We start from the raw sequence: 19,692 nt of genomic DNA, 5'->3' as shown, positions 1-19,692 counted from the left end.
ACGGACACACGGCATTTGAGGAAGGAAAAATATGTATTCAATATCAGGCGGCAGTCAGCGCATAACGGTATCAGGTCTGGCATTTCTGGGAATTTTCCTGAGTGCGCAGGTCCAGGCATACGGAGGATCGGAGGAGAATGAAGGTGTCTATGAGTACCGGATTTCGGATCACGACCTTAACTGCATCAGTTTTCCCTTTGAAAGTATCAGCATCAATACCGCAAGCGATGCCGAAATCGAGGTGAAAAACGGCAGCATATATGTAATGCCGGTTTCCGGGGAACCGGTAACCATCTTTGTGACTCCGGCAGATGTCAGCAACTGGAACGCCATGCTGAGACTTACTCCGGCGGATATCGCCCCGAGACGCATCAGAGTTCCGGTACCGGAAATTGCCGGAAGTGATCATTACAGGGAGCATGGTGAACCGAAGCGTAACCTGACCCCGGGCGGAGTCTACGGTAAGAGACGGGGCCCCATTGCGGAAAAACATCCGGGAACTACTGTTAATGCAGCCATAAGGAGTGATGATTATCAGCAGAATCTCGTGGACGGATTCAGAAGCGTCTGGACATATCTCGGATCGAAGGAGGAATACACGGCTCCATCCGGAATGGAAAGGGCGGATATAAGTTCTTTCAAGGACAAAGCTCACAGAAATTTCTGCAGTCTTTCAGACGAGAAGATAGCAGACGGTTTTTATGCTGATGATTTTCTGTATCTGGTGATTCTTGCAGGAAATGACGGTAATCACCGGAGCGACGGACAGGTTTCCTGCGGCAGTGACGTTCTGGCCTATGCCATGCTGAATACTCTCAGTTCATTCAGGGATACCGACAGGATAGTTCTGCTGGCTCTCCCCGGGGATTATCATCTGAAGGATTAAACGTCGGATTACGGATATAAAATGTCAGAAAAGATTTCACCGAAATACAGAAAGTGGCTCATGTGGGGGCTCGGCATCGGCGGAGTAATGCTGGTGGTGGCCCTTACCGGACCTCAGGATAAAAAGACTGATTCACGCGGGGGGCGCGAGGTTAAACACGTGCTTACGGACTTTGACACCAGAAAGGTGGGGGTCGACAGTCTTGCAGCCAATATAAAGCTGCTGTATGCCGAACACAACAGCCTAAGCAGGGAACTTGGCGGTATCAGGCATCAGCTTGAGCTTCTGCGCCGCAACTCGGGGCTAATCGGAGCTAACGGAGATTCATCCTCTGGGGCGGGAGATCTTGCCGAAGAGGTGAGAAACATGAGAGAGGAGCTTAAACTCATTAAAACCCTTCTGCCTAAGGAAATGCAGTCTTTAAAGAAACAGCTTAAGGAGGAGGGAAGGAATACCGAAGGTGCAGAATCCGGTGAATCGATATCCCGTAAGGAGTCAAAGGAACAGGTTCATGAAAAGCGGAATTCTCCTTCCGGAATATACGGCGGCTCCTCCTCATCTGATGATACTGAACGTTTTAAGAAAAACAGTTCTGGAAGAGAACGGGAATTCCGCCGGGAAAACAATGTCCTGCCGGGAACATCTTCTCCGGAAAGGCATATAAGAAGCGTATCCGACGCCCGATTTGCCGAGCTTCGGAATCGGGGAACTCCGGATGAGAGAGGCTTAAGCAGACACCTAAAGGGTAACGGGGATCGCGGATACTACATTCCCGCGGGAAGTATATTAAGCGGAATTCTCCTTACGGGACTTGATGCTCCCACCAGGGAAAATGCCAGAACGGATCCTTTTCCGGTTCTTATAAACATCGACAGGGAGGCGATTCTGCCCAACAGCCGCTCATTTGATTTCAATGAATGCTTCGTTATTGCCGCAGGGTTCGGAGACATGAGTTCCGAAAGAGTTTATCTAAGAACCGAAACCCTTAACTGCGTGGCGGAATCAGGAAGGGTAATGGAAACTCCGTTAAACGGTTATGCCGCAGGTGAAGACGGCAAGGCCGGTATCAGGGGGCGTCTCGTTTCCAAGCAGGGGGTTCTCATAGCAAGATCCCTTACCGCAGGTTTTCTGGAAGGTCTCGCGGGGGCCTTTAACGTTACTCCGGTTCCCGTCATAAGCACCACGGGAGGTTCTGGCAGTGTGGATTATCAGAGCGTTTACAGCGGCAGGGCTCTTCAGGGGGCGGCCGTAAGCGGTTCATCCAAAGCTCTGGAGAGAGTGGCTTCCTTCTATCTGAAGCTTGCCGAGGAAATGTTTCCTGTGCTTGAGGTTGATGCGGCCCGCCGGGTGGATATTATTCTGACAAAAGGAATAAGTTTCGACTATGCCCTGAATGACTAGTTCAGAGTCTGAGTCAGTGTAACCATTCATCAGTGTTACGCCGGAAGTAAAAAGCTCCTGTCATATCTTTTTTGAAGACATTCTCTTATGCATAAATCAGATACCCGAACATTCATGCGGTTCCGTACCTTGTCCGTAAATCTGTCTCTCCTGCTCTTTATAGGCGGAACCGCAATTTCAGACGTCAGGGCCGCGGGAAATTCATTTCTCGAGGAATCCGAAAGGGGCTGGTTCTGGTACGAGGTTCCGACCGAACAGTCGGATGAGGACTACTCCATGTCACCTGAAAACAGTGCGGACGGGGACATGAACCGTGAGGCATCATCAGGAGGAATATCACCACAGTCATCTGCCGTATCCCGGAATTCCGAAGACATACCGGAACAGAAATCAGGGGCAGATGTCCTTTCTGCCATTATGAGAAAAAAAGGCTACGCAGAGCTTGGAGAAGACAATATCGATGATGTCATTTCCGCTCTGCCGAGATCCGCTGACGGATATATAGGCTCGTCATCTCTTGGCGTCATTCTTCCGAAAACTCTTGAGATAGCCGTTGACCATCCGACATCAGTAAATGTCGAACGGTATTTTCAGCTTCAGCGGATGACCATGAACAAGAGCGAGAACTTCGCTGCCGCTGCGCGGAGTATTGTCATAGAGAGCCCTGAACTTGACGAAATGGGCTCAGTCGTAAAATCACTGAAACAGAGGGAGACGGAAGAACGCATGCAAAAGGAGAGCATGGATGAGACACTTCATGAACTGTCCGGAACCCTTACGCTTGTATACGTCTACAACGGCTCCTGTCCATTCTGCCGGCAGGGCGTGACTGAAATTAATTCTCTTGCGGATTCCGGATTCACCGTTGTGGGCATAAGTCTTGACGGAATCATTCTTGAGGATCTTCATGCCGTGAGAAACATTCATGCTCCCCGCATCGCCTCACTTTACGGCATAAAGTCGGTTCCGGTTCTTCTGGGGTTTTACCGGAATGATGAGGCAAAGGATCCGGTGGTGATTATGTCAAACGGTCTTCTCAGTCTAAGTGAGATAAGAAAACGTATGGTTTCTCTGAAAAAATAATCATGGATGCATCCGTTTTCGAATTATGGCGGTCATTACATTATCGGCGGATGTCTTTAGAAAATCATTTAGTACGTTTTTTACCAAAATCTGTATTATCTGAGGCTTCAGGCATGATAGTGAAAAATCATGTCATCTTAATTGACTGTTAGAAATTAAAAAAGCCACCTGTTATCCTTTAATGTATTAGTGAATTACTTAAAAGGGGGCTAACAGATGGCTTCAGCTGATACATTATGCAAGAAATTGCTCGGTGTCAGGTCCGCAGTTGTAACCGGACACGATTTTTATCAGGATTCAGACGGACTTAACCATCTTCGGATTCATGCTCGACCAAGTAAAAGGCATGAGAACGATTGTCCATTCTGCCATTTTGCAGTTGAGATTTTTACCAAGAGACAGTGAATGAAATACCTGACTATGGTATGAGTTTATAACCGCCAACTCCCTTGTCTGAGCGCGCCGCTGACATCTCAGTGGTTGAACAGGAGCAAAGAAATCCGGCTCTGAGCCGGATTTTATGTGCTTATTTCGTTAATACGGTTATCTGACTGCAGAGGTATTCTCCGTTGCACTGACTGCGGTGTTTTCAGCAGGGCTGTTTTCGTTTGAACTGCCGGGAACGATTCCGGTTCCTGCAGGAGGCAGATCGTCCAGAATGTCATCCTTGCGGTATTCCTTTGAGTAAGGTCCGTTAAGAAGCGGATTTCTCTGTACGTTCTCGTCAGTACTGAACAGTGTGTAGCTGTTGCTCTTGGCGATTTCAAAACCCTGAGAAGTGGCCTCATTTACGATTTTCTTTACGAGTCCTGCAACCAGATCCCCGAGAATATTGCCGGTTCCGCCTGACTTGTTGTTGGTTGTGGCGGTACCTTCCCACAGAACACGACCGTTTGAGGTATCCCTGAGTACTGCGTTAACAGATACCTGAGTGTAGCTGTCCAGCACCGTGTAATGGGTCTGATAGTCATTTACCGTAAGATACATGACCGCATCAGCCCCGAAAACCTCTTTAAGCCTTCTGACCGGAACGTTTCTGATTTCTTCAGCTTCGGTAAGCCCGTTGTATCTGAAGGTGTCGTTTACCATGGTTACGGGAAACACATAATATCCGGCTTCAGCCAGCGGCAGTACAGCCGAGGCCAGCACGGCGGGAGCGGCGTTGATGTCGGTTGACACCGAAGTAGGCATCAGAACGACAATCGAATGCGGATTGCTTTCCATAAAGGCGCTGTAATCCATGTTAGGCTGCTGTGCCGCACAGCCGAATAATCCGGTACACAGTATGGTTCCTGCAATAAGAGATGCTAATTTCACTGTCTGTACTCCTTAATCTGCTGGGAATCATCAGTCTGGACTGCTGTTTTCTTTTCCGCACCCTTACTTCCTGCTTTCTTTATCTGTCTGGCATGAGTCAGCAGAAAATCGATATAGTGGGCGGAGTCCGGGTAGGCGGATTTTTCCATTTCCAGATATTTAAGTGCTTCACCTTCATTGCCTGACTTTGACATCAGCATGGCATAATGGGCATAAGCTCCGGGAGCAACCTTTTTACCGCTTTCCTCCGCTTTTGCAAAGTAATCGGTCATAAGTTTCTGCTGTTCCAGAAAATCCGGTTCATCCCTCAGATAATAGTACATGGACACGGTGTATGAATCATCGTGACAGTACTGGTTTTCCTGATTTACGCATCCTGAAAGAAGCATTCCGGTAAGCAGAAGTGAACCCGTGAATTTTAATTTAAATTCCATAAGGTTCTCCTTATTCAGGTATCCATAAGCCGTCATCGATGGCTCTGGTGAGATTGTTTACGGCTTCGCGAATGGCCAGACTGAGTACTTTGCCGTTGAGAGTGGAATCATAGCCCGCGGTACTGCCGAAACCGAGCACGTCCCGGTTGGAGAGGGCGTATTCGCCGGCACCGGTTGATGAATAAACAACGGCTGAGGTCTGTACGTCAACAACATTGAGATTCACGTTTGCATAGGCCACCTGGGTCTTGCCGTGACCGATGATGCCCCAGAGTTCCTGATCGCCTACGGTTTTTCTGCCAAATTCCACAATATCACCGGTAATGATGTAACGGGCACCGAGAATCTTCTGATTCTTCTTCGCAAGTCCGGATTCACGGGCCAGAGCGTTCATATTGCTGCGGTCTAAAACCTGATAGCAACCGGCCTGCTGGAGAGAGGTTACAAGTATTGTTTCAGACTGGGAACCGAGTCTGTCCACCCCGTCTGAAAAAATACCGTTCTGGTAGCTTGAGTGATTGGCAAACTGACCGATGGCAACGCTTACCTTCTTACCTGAAACAGAACGGGTAATGGAGACTTCTGCCTTTTCAGTCTGAATTGCATTGTGGGTTTCGGTGACACATCCGGTAAGGGATAATGCTACTGCTGCAACAGCAGATAATAAAAACTTCTTTTCCATTGCGGAATCCTCTTTCATAATTGAACTGATGTGATAACTTGTCACGGTTCAGATAAGATTCATACTTCAGGAATTAAATTCCACGGCAGACTTAAAACGTCCGCTTATAATTCATAATATACACGCTGTATTGAGTTATAAGAGCCAATTAGTCCGGCCCGGTGCCGTAAAAACAGAGAGTGATCACGAAACAGACTCCTTTAATCCGAATCGCTCTCCGGCCCTGTTGTATATGTTCTGAAGGTGTTTTCTAATTAATGAATCATGTCCGTGATACTTTAAACGAAAAGCGCATGACGTAAGGTCATGCGTCTTTCCTGATAATCCCGAAATAATTACATCACGGTGCTCTGAACGGCTGCGGGGAGAAGTTGCATTCCTCCGTCAGACAGTGTTGCACTCAGAACACTTTCGATGACCGTCGGAGTATTGTAAAGTCCTATTCCTCCGCCGATACCCACGGCAAATGCACTGATGCTCTGTCTGGCAACGCCGGCTACGATTCCCACCAGAATCATGCTGCCGCATACAACTCTGCCGAGAGTGCCCTGTATCCATTCCTTCAGCGTGTCCCATACGTCCGCAAATTCCTCGCCGCCGGTTCCCGCCACTGCTTCATCAAAACTCAGTACCGCGGCTGAAATTACGGTTAGAAATATGTATTTACGGAGCATTCGGTTCCTTTCGGCAGCTATGCCTCCCGGTTCCGAAATCCGGAATTTATCCGGCCCTCCATATGATAATGTACCGATATTCATGTTGTTTTCCTTGTAGTTATAATTTTTCCGATGCTGATGATTTTTTCTTATTCTGTTTTCCGGGGGCTTCAATTTCACGGTACGGCATAACTCTGATATTTGTAACTTTTTCCGCTCCGTGTCCGCCACGTGAACTCACCGTGCCGTATGACGGAATTCCTACTCCCCAGGTACCGTTATGAAGATTGGTATATACTACTGATCTGTCATGAAGATTCTGTCTGTCATCCTCATACGGCGCGATAACCGTAATCATGATGTCGTCCCTGGTTCTGATAAAGGCCGGAGAAGGTTCATCCCGGGAATTCATTGAAGAGAATTCTCTATTTTCAGTGAGTTTAATCTCCGTGATTCCGTTTAGATTCTTAGATTCGGCAGTGAAGTCACCGTCAGAGCCTGTCCGGGCATTTCCGGTTTCCGTATCCCCGGATGTTTCATCCTTAATGAGTCCGGTCCACATTCCGTACTGTTTCCTGTTCATGTAAACTTCTCTTGTGCTGTGACACTGAACTCCCTTGGGGAGACCGGAGCAGCCGTATTCCTCGCTGCCGATTCCAAGAGAACATCCTGAGGACAGCATGGCAGTGATAGTCAGTGACGATAGTGACAGACGGAAACTCACGCGGGACAGTTCCTGTACTGATAAGATTTGAATGACTGGCATTTATGCTTCTCCGTATGTGGTGGACGGGAGGAAGTATATGTGCCGGGGTGGACTGAATAACGGATTAAATCCTTATTTCAAAGTTCAGATGCGGTTGGTCAGAACGAATGTTCCATTTAAATGACATCATTTCGGTTGTTTTTACGGTCAGTTTATAAGTACTGTATTTACAAAACCTGTGAAATTCTGAAATAATTGCATAAAATATGCGATGTGTTGTTTATTTCGTGTTTTCGTGTTTCTGGTAATCACGACATAATGAATAAAATTTATGTAATCTGTATTAAGAAAAAAGTATTTTTTTATGGCTGACATAAATACCAGATTTAAAGATTTGGGATGCGGACTGATGTTCTGTATTCCTTTGATTATGTGGCTTTTCCCGTCTATCAGATTACCTGGGATTCTGATGCTGATTTTTCTGTTTTTCTACTTCGCTGCCAGATACAGCGAACTGCAGCATCGCGACGCGAACAACTCAACAGGAACCGGGCGTCAGAGATTAGGAATACGACATTCAGTTTTCGGCGTGCTGACAGACAGCTATGGAAACTCCCGTGATACAGTAGCGAGAATACAGTACAGCAAGTTAAATATATCCAAAGCCGGTGAAGAGATTCATGGAGCTCTGATGTGCCTTTTGGGATATGTGACGGGGGAAGGCCGGAAAACTGCTATGGAAGAAGAAGTGTTCGTGAATGCCGTCATCAGCAGTTTTTTAGATGCCGATACCGAAAAACTAAGAGAGGCTTTTGCAAAAGGTAAAAGCTCCGACACCATTCCATACAGAGAGATCTATTTTCTGAAGAGAAGTTTAAACGGTGGTGAAGACCTGAATGTCGTATTAGGTTATCTCGCCCGTATTATTCAGGCTGACGGAAATGTATCTTCTGAGGAAATTTCCAGAATAAGAACCGTTGGCAAGTCATTAGGTTTGTATGAAGCGGAGATAGACAGTTTTTTTTACCTTGATGCGAATGCCTACACGCCCGCCCCTGTGATTCGCACCCCGGCAGGTAATCACGTCGAAACCGGTAATTATGCTGAAACTGCCACCGGAACTTCCGAAAACAGCTCCGGGACTCCTGTAGGCTATGGCAAGGCCATGAGAATTCTCGGACTTAAGCAGAAAAGCACTAATGAACAGATTACGGCACGCTACAAACAGCTTATGCAGAAATATAATCTTCATGATTGCAGAAACGGAATGAGGCGTGTTGAATATACACGTAAAAGAGAACAATTAACAAAAGCTTATGAAGCCGTGAGAAAAATGAGACGCTTCTAGCGGAAGACGGTAAGCTCACTGTTCATCCGGACTTCAGGTGCCAGGGATACGGCACCATGCTTCTTAAGGAAATTGAAAGACTGTTTCCGCAAAGAAGGCTGGAACTTTTTACTTCAGACAGTTGTGTATATGGAAAAAGAACTGCGCTGATGATGCTCTAGCTGAAATAATGCCGGGGTGTTATTTCATCTCCGGTATGTCAAAAAAGGCGCAGTATCATAACTGCGCCTTCTTATCTTAACTGCTAGTCGGCTCCCGCCGGTTTCTGGTGGGTAAAGGAAGCTGCTCCTTCAAACATTTCCTTCATTTCGTGTCTTCTTCTGGCTCTGGTCGTGTCCCAGTTGTCCAGATTCTGGTTGAAGGCGGCTGCCTTATAGAACATCCAGTTCATATGCTGAACATTAGAGGTATCCCAGGCTCCAATCGGCTGATTGAATACCGCAGCGTTACCGAACATCGCTTCCATGTTTTCCACGTTTGATGTATCCCAGCCTCCGACAGGCTGATTAAAAGCGGCAGTGTCAAAGAACATGCCCTGCATGCTACCGACTCTTGAGGTGTTCCACTTATCAATGGCTCCGTTGAATGACTGGGCGCCGCTGAACATCATGGCCATGTTGACGACTGCGGAAGTATCCCAGCTGTTGAGGTCCTGATTGAAGGATCTTGCTTCTCTGAACATCTGATACATGCTGGTGACGTTAGACGTGTTCCATCCGTCAAGCGGCTGATTGAACGATTTGGCAAAAAAGAACATCTGATCCATGGTTGACACCGCAGTGGTGTCCCAGCCGTCAAGCGGCTGATTGAAATTGACGGCCATGTTGAACATGTCCTTCATGTTGGTAACGGATGAGGTGTTCCACTCTTCGACAGGCTGATTGAAGCTGCGAGCGGCGCAGAACATGCCGGACATGTCCGTTACGTTTGAAGTATCCCAGTCCCCGATTGGCTGATTAAACATCTTGGCGCGATTGAACATCCATTTCATGTCCGTAACATTAGCGGTACTTTTGATGTTAACATATTCAAGCTGATCGAAATCACTGAAGGCGCATGCCAGGGATTTCACGTTCGGAGACAGTCTGATTTCAAATTCAATTCTTTTAAGAGGTGATATCTGGTTTGCTCTCCAGAAAGGATTGCTCTGGGTTCTGTCATCGTTGTAGATTGATGACGGTTCGGCATCATTTACATTCTGACATCTGGTGAAATTGTAGTTGATGGTCAGAGTCTTGATTCTGTTTTTTCTTATTCTGTAAATGAGTTTCGGAGTGATATCGTATTTTGAGTTAAGAACAGGGTTCTCCGTATTGTCAATCTTCTCGTCTCCCTGATTCAGGTACGGCACGATTTTCGTTTTTTCCGGAGCAGAATACGCATTGTTCTGCGGAGCCGGCAGGTAGTCATCAGTGTTAATATATATGGACGTCAGAACCGAGAGCAGCAGAATAAGCAGGAGTACAGTCAGCACGTCAGATGATTTTATCGAGCCTCTGTTTTTCATTATCCATCCCCGTTAATATTATTGCACATCTACGATTTTACTAAATATCTCTGAACTAAAAGCTGCAATACGTCAAAGAAGAGCAACTTATATTGAATATTTGTCTAAATTTCTAATAAAATCATACCATTAGGCTTCATTTATACAAAAAAATAACAATATTAACCTTTGAAAAATACCGGTTCGGTCAGAAATTACCGTTTTGATTTTCTGAAAAGAATACTTGCCAAATAGTGTTTAATTTTTATACAATGTAAAAAATGAATCGGATAGAAAATCCGTGTTTTCTCCTGATTACGTGAAATCAGCGTCATGAAACACGGTTTTCAGCTGTTTTTGGTATTAAAATTATCTAATAGGTTTTATGAAAATGTCTGCAGTTTATTTTGAATGCATCGGTAGGGGGGACAAGCGATCATGGCTGTCTGTCTCATACCTGCCGTCGTTGTTTCAGGAAAGCAGATACAGGGAGTAAAACCATAGGATTATTTAATTCTGATTACCCGAAGACCGCTTGTCCTGAAACCGGATAAGCGGTTTTTTTATATACGGTTCGTAAAAATCCAGCATCTGAGTAACCTGAAAAAACAGGCAATGACGGCGCAGAGACAGGAAAGTATTTTAAATGCCGTCAGGTCCGGGGCAGAGATTTTTAGTTATATGAGCTTCCGGGATGATTTAAGGGAAAGTAAAAAAATGTTTGAAATTAAAGGAAAAAAGAATACTGCAGTCTGTTTTGCTTCCCTTGTGGAAAGCGAAGCAATTGAACAGATTCGCAGAATGTGCGATTACGATTTTACCGAAGGTTCCAGAATATGCATCATGCCTGATGTTCATGCCGGCAAAGGATGCACCATCGGCACTACCATGACCGTGACTGATAAGGCTGTGCCTAATGTCGTCGGAGTTGATATCGGATGCGGAATGTACACCGTTAATCTCGGAAAAACCGCAATTGATTTTGAGAAATTCGATGAAGCGGCTCATAAGCTTCCCTCAGGAACCATGGTATGGGAAGGCAGTAGGGAGCATTTCGATCTCACTGGCCTGCGCTGCTACAGAAGTATCAAGAACTCATCCAGAATTGAAAAAAGTCTTGGGACACTCGGTGGCGGTAATCACTTCATTGAGATCGACGAGGCCTCAGACGGAACCAGGTATCTGGTGATTCACAGCGGAAGCCGTAACCTGGGAAAGCAGGTTGCCGAAATATATCAGAGTCAGGCGATAGAACAGCATAAAGGTGATACTGATTACTTCGCGGAGAGAGAAAGAATCATCAGAAGTTACAAGGAACAGGGACGGCGCAGGGAAATTGTCGCAGTCCTGCGTAAAATGGACGCTCAGAGAAGAAAACTGATTCCTGATATGCCGGAGGACCTCTGCTATGTAAGCGGTCAGTGTTTTGATGATTATATTCATGACGTGGAGATCTGTCAGCGCTTTGCCGCTAGAAACAGGGAAATCATGGCTGAGGTCCTTCTGAAGCTTACCGGACTTACCGCGGGTGAAGCCTTCCATACGATTCATAATTACATCGATACCGATGAGATGATTCTGAGAAAGGGAGCTATTGCTGCCCACAAGGGAGAAAAGGTACTGATTCCCATCAACATGAGAGACGGAAGCGTTTTGGCTGTGGGAAAGGGAAATCCTGACTGGAACTTCTCCGCTCCTCACGGCGCCGGAAGAGTTTTTTCAAGATCCAGAGCTAAAGCCACTCTGTCCATGGAGGAATATCTTGAATGCATGAAGGACGTCTATACGACCTCCGTAAATCCGAGAACTCTGGATGAGGCTCCAATGGCCTACAAATCTCTTGGCGACATCATTGATGTCATAAGAGAATCCGTTGATGTTATTGACATTATGAAGCCTGTATATAATTTCAAGGCCTCCGACTAGTGTCGGGCTCCGGTTTTATCCTTAAAACCGGAGCTTGTTTCAGTTTTCTTAAAATATTATAATGTACAAACTTGTAACATATGTGGTTTTATTAAGTGTAATTATTTTATGGCAAACAGATTTTATTCAAAAAAAGGTTTCAGTCGTCAGCACGGCTTTCTTGAGTTCTACAGAAATCACAAAGCGGTTTCCATCGCTGTTTTTGCATTAATTCTGGTTGTAGGGCCGTGGATCATTCATGTAATCAATAATCCTGATGAATATGCGGCATCCGTAGCCAGAGCGAAAGCCCAGCATGAACTTGAAGAAATAAAGTACAGCACGCCGGCAACACCTGTTACGAAGACAGAACCAGCTGACAGAAAAGCGGCAAAAGGTGATGAGGTATCTGTTACCGATACTGAAGTTCCCGAAGTCAGAAAAGACTGATACAGGTCTGCATGCTGTTCAGAAAGAGCTTTACTGAAGCTGTCATCCGGAACCGTATCAGCACTTTTTTAATCGAAAGCATCTGTAATATTCAGATGCTTTTTTATTTGAAAGTCTGGAATTATATTATGTCGAAAATCAAACTGAAAATGCTGAACTGATGATGTCAGCTGCGACAGGATGAATTACCGCCTCACCGGTTCAGCTTAAAAGTCATGTTGCATCTAACTTTCTGGATCTGATTATTTCGGAAAATTTACACTATTTATGTGTGGAAATTAACAGTATAAACAACAAATTAACTAAAAAAATTCAAAATTTCATATAATTATATCCCTTAAAACTTCCTGTTTTTAATACAGTATCTTCCGCTGTTACAGGAGAATTGTTTTATACAGAATAATCTTCTCAGAAATATTCAGCGGAGCGATACCGCATACTTTTGTTTCAATCATCAGCAGTTATATGGAGTGCATATGGAATATCAAGTTCTTTACCAGAATACCTTCCCGATTCTTGAGGTAAAACTGGAATCAGGAGAAAAAATCAACTGTGAAAGAGGATCAATGATCGCAATGACCCAGGGACTTGAATTAAAAGGTGACGTTAAAGGCGGTATAGTTAGCGGTTTAATCAGAAAATTCCTGACAAATGAAAGTTTTTTCACTCAGAATATTACTGCCACTAAAGGAGCCGGTACCGCAGATATAGGTGCAAGCATTCCGGGAACAATCGTTCCATTGGAAATAACTCCGGGAGCCAATATGATTGTCCAGAAAGGAGGATACCTTGCCAGTACTGAAGGTATTGAAATCAGCACTAAAATGCAGGGGCTTATCAAGGGTTTTACCTCCAAGGAAGGATTTTTCCTGATCAGACTTTCTGGTTCAGGCACTGCATTTATCAATGCGCTGGGTGCGGCAAAACGTTATGATCTCCAGCCCGGAGAGGAACTTGTGGTGGATAACGGTCATCTTCTGGCATGGGATGAAAACATGAAATATGTTATGACCAAAGCTTCCACCATTGTTTCAAGCTTAACATCCGGAGAAGGTCTGGTATGTAAATTCACCGGTCCGGGAACTTTATATATTCATACTATAAAGTACGACAGTGCTGCATCAACCACCAAAGGTATACTGAGTCTGTTCATGCAATAATCTGATTCACTGCAGTTACAAATCAGGTAAAAGGCAGCATCAGAACTGAATGTTATGCCATGTTTATGGCATAACATTGTTTAAAGTACCGTTTCAAAGACTGTTAATCTTTACACTATTCTAATGCAGTATTTCTTCAGAAATCCGCTGACTGACAATGCGTCTTCAGGAAAATACTTCAGAGTATCAGTTCCAGGAGAGTTGAATTTCATAAAGGCAGACAGTTTCTCTATGTAACTGATTCCTATCGGAGATTCAAATGCTGATGACAGTGTAACTGTCGGAAGTCTGCTCGGACATGATGCATCAGAATGTATGAATTCATCCATAATCTCGTGAATATGTCCGGTGAGCCCGGGTTTTATGATAAGAGTGTCTCTACTGCTGAATGAATTGAGCATCTCTGGCTTGAATTCTTTGCCTTCCTGAACGTATTCCTTCATCATTTTTCGGAAAAGTTCATCATATGCTATTGGAATGTCTGGATGCTTTCTGCGTAACATGGCAACGTCATTACACGGATCTTCAATATATTTAAGGTGACTGCCGGAGATATGATAATAATCCGCTACTGATTCAGATGTCTGAGACAGATTTGCGTCCAGAATCAGACGTACATTGATTCCTTCTGCATCAGCCATGTCCGTCATCCGCTGTATCATTGTCAGTTCCCGGTCTCTGGAATGGATACCGATTTTAAGCTTTACGTCAGTATCCGTCGTAGAGCAGTCAGAGCTCAGTCTGTCAAGAAAACGTCTGTAGAGATTAAGTGATTCGTCCGGAGTTCCAAGAATAAAATGATAATGGGATTTTGGTAAAATGCCGTTTAAAGGGTGTGCCAGCATCCACAGTGCAAACTGAACGGAAGGGCATCTGATTTCGTATTTACCGGAGAAAAATGAAAGAAGGTCGTCAGGTGTTTTTTCTGAATGTCTGAATTCTTCTTTAAGTATGTTTCTCAGGGCGATGATCTCAGAATAAGCTTCATCTGCCGTTTCTTCAGAAAATTCAGGCAGGGGGCTTATTTCAGCAAAATTATTATGGTATTCGATGATAAAACCGCAGCGCTCAGTCAGAGTTCCTCTCTGGAGCTTCAGTTCTTTCTGTAATGGAATTCTGAATCTGTAGATATTCATTGGCTGGACAGCTGCAGTTTATTCATATAACTATTCAGATTCCGGTGAATGACCGGAATCTGCCAGGGTCTGTCATAAAGACATTAAAGATTAAGGATTACGCTTGAACTTGGAGAAGTCCGGTTTTCTCTTTTCGTTGAATGCGTTTCTGCCTTCCTGACCTTCTTCAGTCATGTAGAAGAGCATGGTTGCGTCGCCTGCAAGTTCCTGCAGACCGGTCTGTCCGTCACAGTCAGCGTTGAGAGCAGCCTTCATGCATCTTAAGGCGATAGGGCTGTGGCAGAGCATTTCACGGCACCACGCAACGGTTTCCTTTTCCAGATCCTTTAATGGAACAACTGTATTTACAAGTCCCATTTCAAGAGCTTCCTCAGCGTTGTACTGACGGCAGAGGAACCAGATTTCACGGGCTTTCTTCTGACCTACGATACGTGCCATGTAAGAGGCACCGAAACCGCCGTCGAATGATCCAACCTTCGGACCGGTCTGACCGAATACCGCATTGTCAGCAGCAATGGTGAGGTCGCATACCAGATGAAGTACGTGACCACCGCCGATGGCATAGCCGGCCACCATGGCAACAACAGGCTTCGGACAGGTTCTGATCTGTCTCTGAAGATCAAGTACGTTCAGATGATGAACACCGCTGTCGTCCTTGTATCCGCCGTAGTCACCGCGAATCTTCTGGTCTCCGCCTGAGCAGAAAGCAAGATCACCGGCTCCGGTGAAGATGATAACGCCGATATCCGCATCAAAACGGGCATCAGCTAAAGCTCTTTCCATTTCCATTACTGTCTTTGGTCTGAATGCATTGCGCACACGAGGACGGTTGATGGTGATTTTGGCAATGCCGTCAGCAGATTTATGATACAGAATGTCTTCAAACATGAAATTCTGGGTTAAATCGTTCCATTCTACAGGAGCATATAATGTAGGATCGTTCTTTTTCATAGTGTATTTCATTACGCATACTACCGCGTAAAGCCCTTGATATAAGTAAAACAGTAAATGTTTGAATCTCGTTTTTTCCTGCTGTAAAGATACAAAAAAGACACATGAGTGTCAAGAAAGAGGAACGGCATGTACCGACTGAGATTGGTATAAACACCAAGTAATTATTTATCGAATATTAATTATTACTTAGTGTTAGTAATATAATAACCCAAGTATCATAAACATGTTCGAAGGATAAACAGCACGATGAACAAAGCAAAATTTATATACAGGTTCAGAAAAAGAGTGGGAATGACTCAGGAAATGCTGGCAGAGAAACTCAATGTTTCTACAACATCAGTACAAAACTGGGAAAACGGCCTGACCGGTATCAAACAGGAGAAACTGAAAAAGCTTGCCGAAATATTCAATGTTCCTTTAAGTGAGCTTATTGCAGCGCAAACAGCTGAGGTTGTCAGTTCAGAAAAAAACAATTGGCCTGATTTTCTGTTTGAGCATAATCCGGAACTGTCAGATGTTATCGATGAGTTACACCTGAATCTGACACAGCAGGATCTCTTCGGCAATCTGTATATATACGGAGCCAGAATTCTTAAAGAAGACGAGGTTGATACTGAAATCGGTAATCCCGATTACATTGACCTTACACAGGAGGAAATTGAACACAAGGTAATGTCAGAAGATTTGAAACTGATTCCTTTTGAATTCGTAAACAGGGTCAAAAGCATTCAATTCCTGAATCATGCTGATGCACTCTTAAAAGTTGTGAGGTACATAAAAACTGATTTTCTGCTTAAGGTTTTAAAAATGAATCCTGAAAATGAGTTTAACGTAAAGAAGCTTTCAAAAGAACTTATATGCGAATTCATTGACGGAGGCTTCAGAGATTATGTCTCTTTTCGTAATCCGAATCTTCAGTTTGGGATTTTAATGCGTAAAGCCAAAAAGGTTCTTGCTTTTCTGGAAGCTGAAAATGAAATAAAGCTGACTGACGGAATCGACAATACCGTGATTCGTCATGATTTGCCGGAAGACATCATCAAACTCCTGACATCGGATTCAGGCTTCGATTGGAGTGAACGTTTGGAAAGAGGCTTTTCCCGTCATGTCGATATCGCACTTAACGGTATAAGACCGTTAACGGATTATGACCGGAATACGGGAATATTATCAATGAATGAAAAAGGGAGGTTGTTACTGCAATGGTTTAGAGAATAAATGCTTAACTGAGTTACATCGTTATTTACTTATTAAGGAGAACAATATGAGTGATTGGGACTTTTTATGGGACATTCCGAGAACCCCGCAGGAAATTTATGATGCCACTTCAAGCGGAGCTACCGCAGAAGAATGGGATTACCTTGAAAAACATATGAATGAGGAGCCTCTCGGCAATAAAGCAGCTCCAGGAATATCACGTTTAAGAAGTTTTTCCGGTAAGAAATTATCGAAAAAACGCAGAAAAAAGCGTGGTTAATGACTGAACACGGGTACCATATTTGCGTAATACCAGGGTTATTGGTGAATCTGAATATTACGCAAATATTATTCCTGTTGTTCAGTACCGCGGCTGACCATGACAGATTATATCCGTTCGATCAGTCCGCATGGCAGATGATAAATGAAATCTGCATGTGTATTAAATTTTTCAGCCAATTTTGGCTTAAGGAATAATCATGATAAATCTCAAATTTAAACGATACCTGGAGAAATATAAGAAATACGCTAAAACACCGGAATCATTTGCCGTACTATTCATGAAAGAGCATTTGGGAACAGCTAAGTGGATTAAAATAATAGATTATGACTGCAACGGCTATTTCGATTTTAACAAACCTAAATTTTGCTTTGTTAAATGCTCGTTATTTGAAAAGAAAATAAGACCAAAATACCCGGCAAAAAGCGACTTTACTTCTGATGACGAATATATACAGGTATGTCGAGCCATTACGTGGGAAACTGCCCAAAGAGACATATCTTTGCAGGAAGAAAAAGGCGTCAGAGGTACAGTTAAAACTGTAATTATCAAGAAAAGGCTTATAAATAAAAAGAAGATGTTTGCGTTGAGAGACTATTCGTTAGCAAATTATGATCAACTACAGGCAGAACTCAATAAATACGGAGCCGATGCCATAGAAAAAATTCCTGAAACCAGCAGAAAATACCTATACGAATACACTCAGCCTACTTATAACAGTAGGGTTATAATTAGATAAATCGACAGGCTTTTCCGGTAAAAGAGAAAATGATGGAATCATAAAAATCATGTATGTTTCCAATTACGAAGCAGGTCATTCCGTAATCGGAAACAGTCAGTTGACTGATCCCTATTCAGGAAAATCCTAATCTCCATTCATTTGAGACGGAAGTTTGCAAAAACTTCCGTCTTTCATAATTATCAAAAGTTATTTTGAAGCCGGTAAATTACCTTATCTAAAACAGATTAAGCATGTATAAAGAAGGTGTATCCGAAAATATTAAGCAAGGAGATGCCTATGCCTGTTATGAAACGACTTTTGTCAAGCAGTAATTTAGGCAAGACATTTTCCTCAGTGTAAGCACGGCATTGGCCACTCTGTTATACGAGGATTGGATACCTCAGGTCAATGGTTCGCCGCGAATTCTATTTGTCTTTTGTCGAGGATCACTGTTTACAGTGCCATCATAGGCATATCGTAGATAATTCAAACCTTCTTGATGAAAAACGTCTTATCTAAATCACTGTCAGTTTCAGATGTTTAAATAATCACATCCGGCTATAAATTTACTCTAATTAAACCATTAGCAGGCATTAGCTCTCTAACATCGTTATTACTATATTCATAGTTGGAAGTCATCATACCCCAGATGAAGCAGCAGAACTCCCTTGCCACGGCAGTAACGGCAATGTTCGGATTCTTCCCCTTATTTACCATTCTTCAAAAAGTTTTTCTCCTCTTGCAACCTTTTCAGCATAGATATGATTTTTCATACGATGTTCTGATTCAGAGAACAGTGTATCGAAATTTTTCATAAATGAGCCTTTCCGGTGGAGTCTGAATATGGCGAGCAAAAATTTATACAGTCCTATTCCAGCGATGATTTCTATCATCAGTTCATAACCAAAAAGCCTTATATTCGGTGCAATGGCGTTATAACTGAAATTCTGCTCACGCAGAGTTTTGATTATGGATTTCTGTTGTTCTGTCATAAATCTTTGACCTCCTACTATATCAATGGACGTGAAAACCATGTTTTGACGAAGGCTATAGAAAAATAATTTTTGAATGATTAAAAGTTGTACAGCCGTGTATCGAGATGAGCGTCAAGGCAATAGAGCGAATGTGTTTGTGGAAGAATGAGGCTGGTTAGCGATCAGTCAATTGCACGAGTAAAAAGAATGTGTTTTTTATTTGGATCACAAATGTGAATTCAGAATATGACTAAAAATGGTCAAAAAAAAAACAACAGTAAACTTACAGAGAAGGTTTATTGAAAGAGGATAAAACTATGAAAAATCAGTTAATTTCAGTTGGTCTGTTATCACTTGTTCTTGCAGGTTGTAATTTGACTGATTTCAGGCTTCCGACTGTTGGAGAAAGCAATTCAAATAGTACTGCTACCACTAAATCAGCTTCTCAGTCTAATATTGTTAGTAATCCGCTTGTAGAAGAAATGTGTGCTACAGCTAAGAAAAATGAGGCTAGAGCAAACGAATTGTATCGTGGTAGGGTAGTTTCAGCTAAAGGGAAATTTCGTGTGTTTGAGGATTCAGGAAAGTATTATACTTCTATAAATTTTAATACCCAGAATTTTCGTGTTCATATGAGTATAAATGATAAAACCGAACCATGGAAGCAGTATGATGATGGTCAGATTGTTAGTTCTGGAAGTGTTAAAGTTTCTAAAGTTTCAGTAGAACACTCTGGTGGTCTCAGCGGTTACGATACATGTTATATCTTTAATTAAGAACTTGAAATGCATTGATTTATTCGTAGAGTCGACAGTCATCATCACTGCCGGCTCTTTTGTTTTCTACACTCCTGGTTCGTCATTTGATAGACAATTACACGGTTAGAAGGTATCTGTTTTTTATTTGGATCACAAAT

General features: G+C 43.5%; 21 protein-coding genes and 1 pseudogene. 13 read left to right on the top strand and 9 right to left on the bottom strand.

Annotated features, from left to right (window positions below; translation table 11 throughout):
• Positions 1-31: 31 nt before the first annotated feature.
• From T489_RS0107635 to T489_RS0107620, 4 genes are all read left to right on the top strand, one after another.
• On the top strand, positions 32-886 hold the full coding sequence (locus tag T489_RS0107635) for a hypothetical protein (RefSeq protein WP_031579465.1): 855 nt from the start codon (positions 32-34) through the stop codon (positions 884-886).
• A 21-nt stretch (positions 887-907) separates the two neighbouring features.
• Positions 908-2,287 (top strand): TraB/VirB10 family protein, encoded by a 1,380-nt coding sequence (locus tag T489_RS15750; RefSeq protein WP_031579464.1) that lies wholly within the window; start codon positions 908-910, stop codon positions 2,285-2,287.
• A gap of 87 nt (positions 2,288-2,374) precedes the next feature.
• A complete protein-coding gene (traF, locus tag T489_RS0107625; RefSeq protein ID WP_084155455.1) occupies positions 2,375-3,370 on the top strand; it encodes a conjugal transfer protein TraF in 996 nt (331 codons plus the stop codon).
• Between the two features lie 216 nt (positions 3,371-3,586).
• A complete protein-coding gene (locus T489_RS0107620) occupies positions 3,587-3,775 on the top strand; it encodes a hypothetical protein (RefSeq protein ID WP_031579462.1) in 189 nt (62 codons plus the stop codon).
• Between the two features lie 138 nt (positions 3,776-3,913).
• On the opposite strand, the gene T489_RS0107615 is transcribed toward T489_RS0107620, so the two are convergent.
• From T489_RS0107615 to traV, 5 genes are all read right to left on the bottom strand, one after another.
• Positions 3,914-4,687, bottom strand: a complete 774-nt coding sequence (locus T489_RS0107615; RefSeq protein WP_051621896.1) for a DUF799 domain-containing protein — start codon at positions 4,685-4,687, stop codon at positions 3,914-3,916.
• The gene (locus T489_RS0107610; RefSeq protein WP_031579460.1) at positions 4,684-5,121 is read right to left on the bottom strand and encodes a DUF4810 domain-containing protein; all 438 of its coding nucleotides are present in this window, start codon (positions 5,119-5,121) and stop codon (positions 4,684-4,686) included. Before T489_RS0107610 ends, T489_RS0107615 begins: the two co-directional genes overlap by 4 nt.
• A 10-nt stretch (positions 5,122-5,131) precedes the next feature.
• Positions 5,132-5,803, bottom strand: coding sequence for a CsgG/HfaB family protein (locus T489_RS0107605; protein WP_031579459.1), 672 nt, complete (start codon positions 5,801-5,803; stop codon positions 5,132-5,134).
• 335 nt (positions 5,804-6,138) lie between these two features.
• Positions 6,139-6,477 carry a TraA family conjugative transfer protein gene (gene traA, locus T489_RS0107600; RefSeq protein WP_051621900.1) on the bottom strand — a complete coding sequence of 113 codons (339 nt, stop codon included), beginning with the start codon at positions 6,475-6,477 and terminating at the stop codon, positions 6,139-6,141.
• A 100-nt stretch (positions 6,478-6,577) separates the two neighbouring features.
• The gene (gene traV / locus T489_RS0107595; protein ID WP_031579457.1) at positions 6,578-7,225 is read right to left on the bottom strand and encodes a type IV conjugative transfer system lipoprotein TraV; all 648 of its coding nucleotides are present in this window, start codon (positions 7,223-7,225) and stop codon (positions 6,578-6,580) included.
• 304 nt (positions 7,226-7,529) lie between these two features.
• Here traV and T489_RS0107590 point away from each other — a divergent pair, with 304 nt between their 5' ends.
• Both T489_RS0107590 and T489_RS15745 read left to right on the top strand, forming a co-directional pair.
• Positions 7,530-8,513 carry a TerB family tellurite resistance protein gene (locus T489_RS0107590; protein ID WP_031579456.1) on the top strand — a complete coding sequence of 328 codons (984 nt, stop codon included), beginning with the start codon at positions 7,530-7,532 and terminating at the stop codon, positions 8,511-8,513.
• A 14-nt stretch (positions 8,514-8,527) separates the two neighbouring features.
• A pseudogene (locus T489_RS15745) lies at positions 8,528-8,674 on the top strand (GNAT family N-acetyltransferase); the annotation flags it as partial.
• 83 nt (positions 8,675-8,757) lie between these two features.
• Here the strand turns inward: T489_RS15745 and T489_RS0107580 are convergent.
• On the bottom strand, positions 8,758-10,020 hold the full coding sequence (locus T489_RS0107580) for a BspA family leucine-rich repeat surface protein (protein WP_051621895.1): 1,263 nt from the start codon (positions 10,018-10,020) through the stop codon (positions 8,758-8,760).
• A gap of 696 nt (positions 10,021-10,716) precedes the next feature.
• On the opposite strand from T489_RS0107580, the gene T489_RS0107575 reads away from it, so the two are divergent.
• From T489_RS0107575 to T489_RS0107560, 3 genes are all read left to right on the top strand, one after another.
• Positions 10,717-11,925, top strand: a complete 1,209-nt coding sequence (locus T489_RS0107575; protein WP_031579454.1) for an RtcB family protein — start codon at positions 10,717-10,719, stop codon at positions 11,923-11,925.
• A gap of 108 nt (positions 11,926-12,033) precedes the next feature.
• Positions 12,034-12,354 (top strand): hypothetical protein, encoded by a 321-nt coding sequence (locus tag T489_RS0107570; RefSeq protein ID WP_031579453.1) that lies wholly within the window; start codon positions 12,034-12,036, stop codon positions 12,352-12,354.
• Positions 12,355-12,830: 476 nt separating this feature from the next.
• The gene (locus tag T489_RS0107560) at positions 12,831-13,514 is read left to right on the top strand and encodes a TIGR00266 family protein (RefSeq protein WP_051621894.1); all 684 of its coding nucleotides are present in this window, start codon (positions 12,831-12,833) and stop codon (positions 13,512-13,514) included.
• Between the two features lie 110 nt (positions 13,515-13,624).
• Here T489_RS0107560 and T489_RS0107555 read toward each other — a convergent pair whose 3' ends face one another.
• Both T489_RS0107555 and menB read right to left on the bottom strand, forming a co-directional pair.
• Positions 13,625-14,650 (bottom strand): hypothetical protein, encoded by a 1,026-nt coding sequence (locus T489_RS0107555; RefSeq protein ID WP_031579451.1) that lies wholly within the window; start codon positions 14,648-14,650, stop codon positions 13,625-13,627.
• 90 nt (positions 14,651-14,740) lie between these two features.
• Entirely contained in the window at positions 14,741-15,601 is an 861-nt protein-coding gene (gene menB / locus T489_RS0107550; RefSeq protein ID WP_031579450.1) for a 1,4-dihydroxy-2-naphthoyl-CoA synthase, read from the bottom strand.
• A 249-nt stretch (positions 15,602-15,850) separates the two neighbouring features.
• On the opposite strand from menB, the gene T489_RS14305 reads away from it, so the two are divergent.
• The 3 genes from T489_RS14305 to T489_RS14300 all read left to right on the top strand — a co-directional run bounded on the left by T489_RS14305 (position 15,851) and on the right by T489_RS14300 (position 17,820).
• Positions 15,851-16,822 (top strand): helix-turn-helix domain-containing protein, encoded by a 972-nt coding sequence (locus T489_RS14305; RefSeq protein WP_051621893.1) that lies wholly within the window; start codon positions 15,851-15,853, stop codon positions 16,820-16,822.
• Positions 16,823-16,868: 46 nt separating this feature from the next.
• Complete coding sequence (locus T489_RS0107540; RefSeq protein ID WP_031579448.1) at positions 16,869-17,081, top strand: hypothetical protein; 213 nt, start codon at positions 16,869-16,871, stop codon at positions 17,079-17,081.
• 199 nt (positions 17,082-17,280) lie between these two features.
• Positions 17,281-17,820, top strand: a complete 540-nt coding sequence (locus tag T489_RS14300) for a hypothetical protein (protein WP_051621892.1) — start codon at positions 17,281-17,283, stop codon at positions 17,818-17,820.
• A gap of 692 nt (positions 17,821-18,512) precedes the next feature.
• Here T489_RS14300 and T489_RS0107520 read toward each other — a convergent pair.
• Positions 18,513-18,794, bottom strand: a complete 282-nt coding sequence (locus T489_RS0107520) for a hypothetical protein (RefSeq protein ID WP_031579445.1) — start codon at positions 18,792-18,794, stop codon at positions 18,513-18,515.
• Between the two features lie 299 nt (positions 18,795-19,093).
• Between T489_RS0107520 and T489_RS0107515 the strand changes: the two genes are divergently transcribed.
• Positions 19,094-19,552 carry a hypothetical protein gene (locus T489_RS0107515; RefSeq protein ID WP_031579444.1) on the top strand — a complete coding sequence of 153 codons (459 nt, stop codon included), beginning with the start codon at positions 19,094-19,096 and terminating at the stop codon, positions 19,550-19,552.
• Positions 19,553-19,692 lie beyond the last annotated feature (140 nt).

The sequence above is a fragment of the Ruminobacter sp. RM87 genome, assembly GCF_000701925.1.
GTDB classification, from domain to species: domain Bacteria; phylum Pseudomonadota; class Gammaproteobacteria; order Enterobacterales; family Succinivibrionaceae; genus Ruminobacter; species Ruminobacter amylophilus.
This window is presented reverse-complemented; position numbering and strand designations above follow the sequence as displayed.